This window comes from Alphaproteobacteria bacterium GM7ARS4, from assembly GCA_014332745.1.
GTDB lineage: Bacteria > Pseudomonadota > Alphaproteobacteria > GM7ARS4 > GM7ARS4 > GM7ARS4.
The window spans coordinates 1-5806 of record JACONL010000021.1; the positions used below are offsets into that span (position 1 = coordinate 1).

Sequence of the window (5806 nt, forward strand, 5' to 3'; positions counted from 1 at the left end):
GAGAAGTTTGAGCGCACGAAACCGCATTGCAATATAGGGACGATAGGTCATGTAGACCATGGCAAGACGACCTTGACGGCGGCCATAACGTCTGTGTTATCGCAGAAGGGTGGTGCGTCTATGATGAAGTATGAGGATATTGACAAGGCGCCTGAAGAGAAAGAGCGTGGCATTACCATTGCCACATCGCATGTGGAGTATGAGACCGAGAAGCGCCATTATGCTCATGTGGATTGTCCTGGTCATGCCGACTATGTGAAGAACATGATTACGGGGGCGGCGCAGATGGATGGTGCGATTTTGGTTGTCTCGGCGTCTGATGGCGCGATGCCTCAGACGCGTGAGCATATTTTGCTGGCGCGTCAGGTAGGTGTTCCGGCGATGGTTGTTTTTTTGAACAAGGTGGACCAAGTGGATGACCCCGAGTTATTGGATTTGGTAGAGTTAGAGTTGCGTGAGTTGCTGACATCTTATGAGTTTCCGGGCGATGACATTCCCATTGTTCGTGGTTCGGCATTGCAGGCGTTAGAAGGCAAGGCTGGTGAGACGGCTGTTGGCTCTATCGATGCGCTCATGGCGAAGGTGGATGAGTATATTCCACAGCCGGACAGGCCACGCGACAAGCCTTTTTTGATGCCCATAGAGGATGTGTTTTCCATCTCTGGTCGTGGCACGGTGGTGACGGGTCGTGTGGAGCGTGGCATTGTCAAGGTGAATGACGAGGTTGAGATTGTGGGGATTAAGGACACGACAAAGACGGTGTGTACGGGTGTCGAGATGTTTCGCAAGCTTCTAGACCAAGGCGAAGCAGGCGACAATGTGGGTGTTTTGTTGCGTGGGACGAAGCGTGAGGATGTGGAGCGTGGGCAAGTCTTGTCAGCACCGGGGAGTATCACGCCTCACAAGAAGTTCAAAGCGGAAGCTTATATCCTGAAGAAGGAAGAAGGTGGCAGGCATACGCCTTTCTTTGGGAACTATCGCCCGCAATTTTACTTTAGGACGACTGATGTGACGGGCTCTATCGCTTTAGACAAAGGGACAGAGATGGTCATGCCGGGGGATAATGTGGCGCTCACGGTAGAGTTGCTCACGCCTATTGCTATGGACCAAGGCTTGCGCTTTGCTATCCGTGAAGGGGGACGCACCGTCGGGGCTGGTGTCGTCGCAAACATTATCATACGTGTTTGTCTCAAGTCTTTCGAGCACAAGATGTTGGATGGTGCTGTTGTTGAGATTATCAAGACGGCGCAACAAACCCGCGCCAAGATTCGTGGCCCTATTCCCTTGCCCACAAGGATAAGGAAATTTACCTTGATTCGTTCGCCTCATGTTCATAAAAAGTCGCGAGACCAACTAGAGATACGCATTCACAAACGTTTACTCGATATTATCGACCCGACGCCGGACACGATGGATAAGTTGCAAAATTTAGACCTTCCTCACGGTGTGGATGTAGAAATTAAAATGTAATGCATGAGGGAATGAGCAGTATGCGAGTCGGCTTGTATATGCGTAAAGTAGGAATGTCGAGGCTTTTCTCGGATGAGGGAAAACATATTCCTGTCACCATTTTGTCTCTGGACTCTTGTTCGGTTGTCAGGCGTTTGGTTAAAGAACGTGATGGCGTTGATGCCGTGCAAATAGGATTTTGTGAGACGAAAGAGTCGCGCCTCAATAAGCCACAGCGCGTTTTTTACAAGAAACAAAGGAGTCGTCCCTATCGATATATACGTCAATATCGACCGAGCGAAAAAGGGATGATGAAGGAAGGTGATGAGCTCAATGTGGACCACTTCATCGAGGGACAATATGTTGATGTCATAGGGAGGAGCATAGGAAAGGGGTTTGCTGGTTCTATGAAGCGCCACCATTTTGGAGGTGGGCGCGCATCTCATGGAGTCTCGGTGTCGCATAGAGCCCATGGGTCAACGGGACAATGTCAAGAACCGGGGCGTGTCTTTAAAGGGAAGAAGATGGCGGGACATATGGGTGATGGGCGTGTCACTGTCCATAACGTGCGTATTATCAAGATAGACGATACACAGCGTCTGATTTACCTCAAGGGATGTGTACCGGGCTCAAAGGGACGCTATGTCGAGTTACGTGATGCGTGCAAGATGCCTCTACCCGATCATGTGCCTTGGCCTCAGGGTGGATCATCGGTCTCACAACAACAAGATGATGCTAAGACGGCTTAGATGATAGGGGTAATGGGCAAGATGAAGGTTGCTGTGAAAACGATTCTTAATGAAGATGCTGGGTCTATTGATGTCCGAGAATCGGTCTTTGCATGTGAAGCGCGGGAAGACATATTGGCGCGTGTTGTTCGTTGGCAGCAAGCACAACGTCGACAAGGAAGCCGCAGGACAAAGGGGCGGGGAGATATTGTAGGCGGTAAAAAGAAGCCGTGGCGACAGAAAGGAACAGGGAGGGCGCGACAGGGGAGCATTAATGCGCCACATTTTAGGGGGGGTAGTAAGGCGTTTGGTCCTGTCATGCGCTCCCATGGGCATCAGTTGAATAAAAATATCAGGCGTCTTGCCCTCAGGATGGCGCTTTCCTTACGGATGAAGCAAGAAAAAATGTTCGTATGGGATGTTTTAGCGCTAGAGGAGGGTAAAACGGCCCTCTTAGCGAAGCGCTTGCGGGCATTGGGTATCACATCTGCTTTTATTGTGGGGGATGACACCATCCATGAGAATATCCAACGTGCATCACGTAACCTTCCCCACATCCATGTTTTACCTCGCCAAGGCATGAATGTTTATGATATATTGCATAAGGACACGCTTGTTATCACAAAGCAGAGCGTGCAACATTTCGATTCTATCTTATCATGACGATAAAAAGAGGAAAGAGGAAGGCTGTCACGTCTTCTAAGACACTGAGAATTTTAGATTATGCGTCCATTGTGCGCTCTCCTGTCATTACGGAGAAGGCGACGGCGTGTCATGAACATAATCAATTTACATTTAAGGTTGCCAAAGATGCCGACAAGGGTGTGATCAAGGAGTCGGTGGAAGCCCTTTTTGGTGTCAAAGTCTTGCGCGTGCATACACTCAATATGCCCAGCAAGAAAAAGCAGTTTCGTGGCATAAAAGGCCATCGTCCGGGCTATAAGAAGGCGATCGTCAGGATCGCAAAAGAGAACGTCATCGATTTAACGGAAAAAATCCTGTTGAAATAATATCTTTCGAGGCACTTTCTCATGGCAACAATTACGTATCGTCCCGTCACACCTTCTCTTCGAGGTCTTATCTCCATCGACAGACGTGGTCTGTGGAAAGGCAAGCCCTTTTCCAAACTCACGCATGGCCTATCCAGTCGTGGAGGGCGTAATAACCATGGTCATATCACTGCCTATCATCGTGGCGGTGGCCATAAGCGTCGGTATCGCATCATTGATTTCAAGAGGCAGAAACATGATATGGACGCCACCGTGCAACGCATAGAATATGACCCTAACAGAAGTTCTTTCATTGCTCTCATTCGCTACGAGGACGGGGAGCATGCCTACATATTAGCACCCGCAAGATTAAAGGTCGGGGCAATTGTGCGTTCAGGGACGAGCAACGTTCCCATAGAGAGTGGATGTGCGATGCCTATGACGCATATTCCCTTGGGGAGTCCGATCCACAATATCGAATTAAAGCCGGGCAAGGGAGGACAGATTGTGCGTTCTGCTGGCGGAAGTGCCTCGATGATTGGGCGTGATGCTGGCTATGCCATGGTGCGTCTTCCTTCTGGCGAAGTGCGCATGGTGCTTGCTCGCTGTTTTGCCACAGTCGGGGTGTTATCTAATCCAGACAGGAAGAATACGACAATTGGAAAGGCTGGACGCTCTCGTTGGCTAGGGAGGCGTCCTTGCGTGCGTGGTGTCGTTATGAACCCGGTGGACCATCCCCATGGTGGAGGAGAGGGGAGAACATCAGGGGGGCGTCACCCGGTGACACCTTGGGGAAAGCCGACAAAGGGAAAACGGACAAGGCGTAACAAGAGAACAGACAAATATATTTTGTCCCACAGGCGCAAAAAAGCATGATACAAGGACACAACGGCGATAGAGCAACCCCAAGAAAGGGAGGATACCCTTCATGACTCGTTCTGTATGGAAAGGTCCTTTCGTTGACCCTTGTCTTCTCAAGAAAGCAGAGAAAGCACAACAAGGGAACAGGCGGGCTGTTATTAAAACGTGGTCACGTCGTTCGACAATTTTACCTATGTTTGTGGGTCTCACGTTTGGTGTCCACAATGGGAGGAAGCATATTCCCGTGGTTGTTACCGAGAACATGGTGGGGCATAAGTTGGGTGAATTTTCACCAACACGCACATTCCATGGCCATACAAAAGACAACAAAAAACGATAGGGTGCTTCATCATGGGTAAAGTCTCGCGTCAACGCTCTCTTGAAGAGACTCAAGCACAGGCAAGGGTGCGCACTTTGAAAGTGAGCCCGCGTAAACTCTCCCTTGTTGCGCAACTCATTAGGGGACAGGATGTCGGTGAGGCTTTGCGTCGCCTGACATTTTCCCGTCGTCGTATTGCTCAAGATGTGGCAAAAGTTCTTGAGTCGGCCATTGCCAATGCCGAGAATAACCACCAGCTCGATGTGGATACGCTCTATGTTTCTCGGGTTGATGTTGGCAAATCCCTCACCATGAAACGTTGGCGTGCGAGAGCGCGCGGTCGCCCTGGGCGGTATCATCGTCCTTTTTCTAATCTTTCTGTGGTCGTGAGTTTGCGCCATGGAGACCAAGAGAACGCGGAGGTGAGTCGTGGGACAAAAAACTAACCCCATAGGCTTACGTTTAAGGGTTAATCGCATGTGGGACTCTCGCTGGTATGTTGGGCGAGATTATCCAAAAGTCATTGCGACAGACATCCGCATTCGTCACTTCCTTGAAAAGGAGTTGAAACAGGCAGGTGTCGGGCGTATCTTGTTGGAACGCAAAGAGGGCATGAAAGACATCAATGTAACAATCTTTGTGGCGCGTCCGGGTGTCGTCATTGGTAAAAAGGGGACGGGTGTCAAAAAGATAGAACAAGATGTCTTACGTATCATCGTCAGGGATATGGCAAAAACAGACCATGAGTATAAGAAGCTTAAGCAAGAACTCGCCATGAGGGATAAAAAGGACTCGACATCGAAGAAGAAAGGAAAAGAGTCGCCTTATAGAGAGAAAGTCAAAGACATTCGCGTCTCCATCAATACGCGTAAATTAGATGTCCCAGAAATGGACGCCAGCCTTGTTGCCGACAATATCGCCCATCAGTTAGAGAGGCGTGTCTCTTTCCGCCGCGCTGTCAAGAGGGCATTGCAATCGGCAGAAAAATTGGGGGCACAAGGTATCCGTATCCATGTGAGTGGGCGCATTGGCGGTGCAGAGATTGCTCGCACCGAATTTTTTCGACAAGGTCAGGTGCCTCTTCACACGTTGCGCGCGGATATAGATTATGGAACAGCCGTTGCCCACACAACCTATGGGACATGCGGTGTCAAAGTATGGATTTATCATGGGGATATTTATGAACATGACCCCACAGCACGCGATAGGCGTGTCATAAAAAGTCAACAGCATAGAAGCCGTGTGCCTATGGGGGCGGGTGGAGCATCTGGAAGGGACTCCCATGAGAAAGGCCATGTGTCTACCCCTGCGCAAAAAGCCGCCCCACCTAAAGAAGAGGCGGCGACAGCGGCCTTAGCGACTGAGGGAGCGCAATAGGAGGACGTCCCATGTTGCTACCTTCTCGTCCAAAATACAGAAAAGCTCACAAGGGGCGTATCCATGGCAAGAGTAAAGCGGGA

At 50.0% G+C, this 5806-nt stretch carries 8 protein-coding genes; all 8 read left to right on the plus strand.

Translation table 11 applies throughout. The annotated features are described in order from the left end of the window. The coding region (gene tuf, locus GDA54_07020) for an elongation factor Tu (GenBank protein ID MBC6498047.1) at positions 1-1470 on the plus strand (1470 nt) is incomplete at its 5' end. 20 nt (positions 1471-1490) lie between these two features. Further along, a complete protein-coding gene (gene rplC, locus GDA54_07025; GenBank protein MBC6498048.1) occupies positions 1491-2198 on the plus strand; it encodes a 50S ribosomal protein L3 in 708 nt (235 codons plus the stop codon). Positions 2199-2219: 21 nt separating this feature from the next. Continuing rightward, a complete protein-coding gene (rplD, locus tag GDA54_07030; protein MBC6498049.1) occupies positions 2220-2840 on the plus strand; it encodes a 50S ribosomal protein L4 in 621 nt (206 codons plus the stop codon). Then, on the plus strand, positions 2837-3187 hold the full coding sequence (gene rplW / locus GDA54_07035; protein MBC6498050.1) for a 50S ribosomal protein L23: 351 nt from the start codon (positions 2837-2839) through the stop codon (positions 3185-3187). The genes rplD and rplW overlap by 4 nt, the downstream gene beginning before the upstream one ends. 21 nt (positions 3188-3208) lie before the next feature. Next, complete coding sequence (gene rplB, locus GDA54_07040; GenBank protein MBC6498051.1) at positions 3209-4042, plus strand: 50S ribosomal protein L2; 834 nt, start codon at positions 3209-3211, stop codon at positions 4040-4042. Between the two features lie 52 nt (positions 4043-4094). After that, on the plus strand, positions 4095-4367 hold the full coding sequence (gene rpsS, locus GDA54_07045) for a 30S ribosomal protein S19 (protein ID MBC6498052.1): 273 nt from the start codon (positions 4095-4097) through the stop codon (positions 4365-4367). An 11-nt stretch (positions 4368-4378) separates the two neighbouring features. Further along, complete coding sequence (rplV, locus tag GDA54_07050; GenBank protein MBC6498053.1) at positions 4379-4792, plus strand: 50S ribosomal protein L22; 414 nt, start codon at positions 4379-4381, stop codon at positions 4790-4792. Between the two features lie 166 nt (positions 4793-4958). Then, the gene (gene rpsC / locus GDA54_07055) at positions 4959-5723 is read left to right on the plus strand and encodes a 30S ribosomal protein S3 (protein MBC6498054.1); all 765 of its coding nucleotides are present in this window, start codon (positions 4959-4961) and stop codon (positions 5721-5723) included. Positions 5724-5806 lie beyond the last annotated feature (83 nt).

Bases quoted from the DNA above. Each gene is read 5' to 3' on its own strand.
- rplC (MBC6498048.1), top strand. From the start codon at position 1,491: ATGCGAGTCGGCTTGTATATGCGTAAAGTAGGAATGTCGAGGCTTTTC.
- rplD (MBC6498049.1), top strand. From the start codon at position 2,220: ATGAAGGTTGCTGTGAAAACGATTCTTAATGAAGATGCTGGGTCTATT.
- rplW (MBC6498050.1), top strand. From the start codon at position 2,837: ATGACGATAAAAAGAGGAAAGAGGAAGGCTGTCACGTCTTCTAAGACA.
- rplB (MBC6498051.1), top strand. From the start codon at position 3,209: ATGGCAACAATTACGTATCGTCCCGTCACACCTTCTCTTCGAGGTCTT.
- rpsS (MBC6498052.1), top strand. From the start codon at position 4,095: ATGACTCGTTCTGTATGGAAAGGTCCTTTCGTTGACCCTTGTCTTCTC.
- rplV (MBC6498053.1), top strand. From the start codon at position 4,379: ATGGGTAAAGTCTCGCGTCAACGCTCTCTTGAAGAGACTCAAGCACAG.
- rpsC (MBC6498054.1), top strand. From the start codon at position 4,959: ATGAAAGACATCAATGTAACAATCTTTGTGGCGCGTCCGGGTGTCGTC.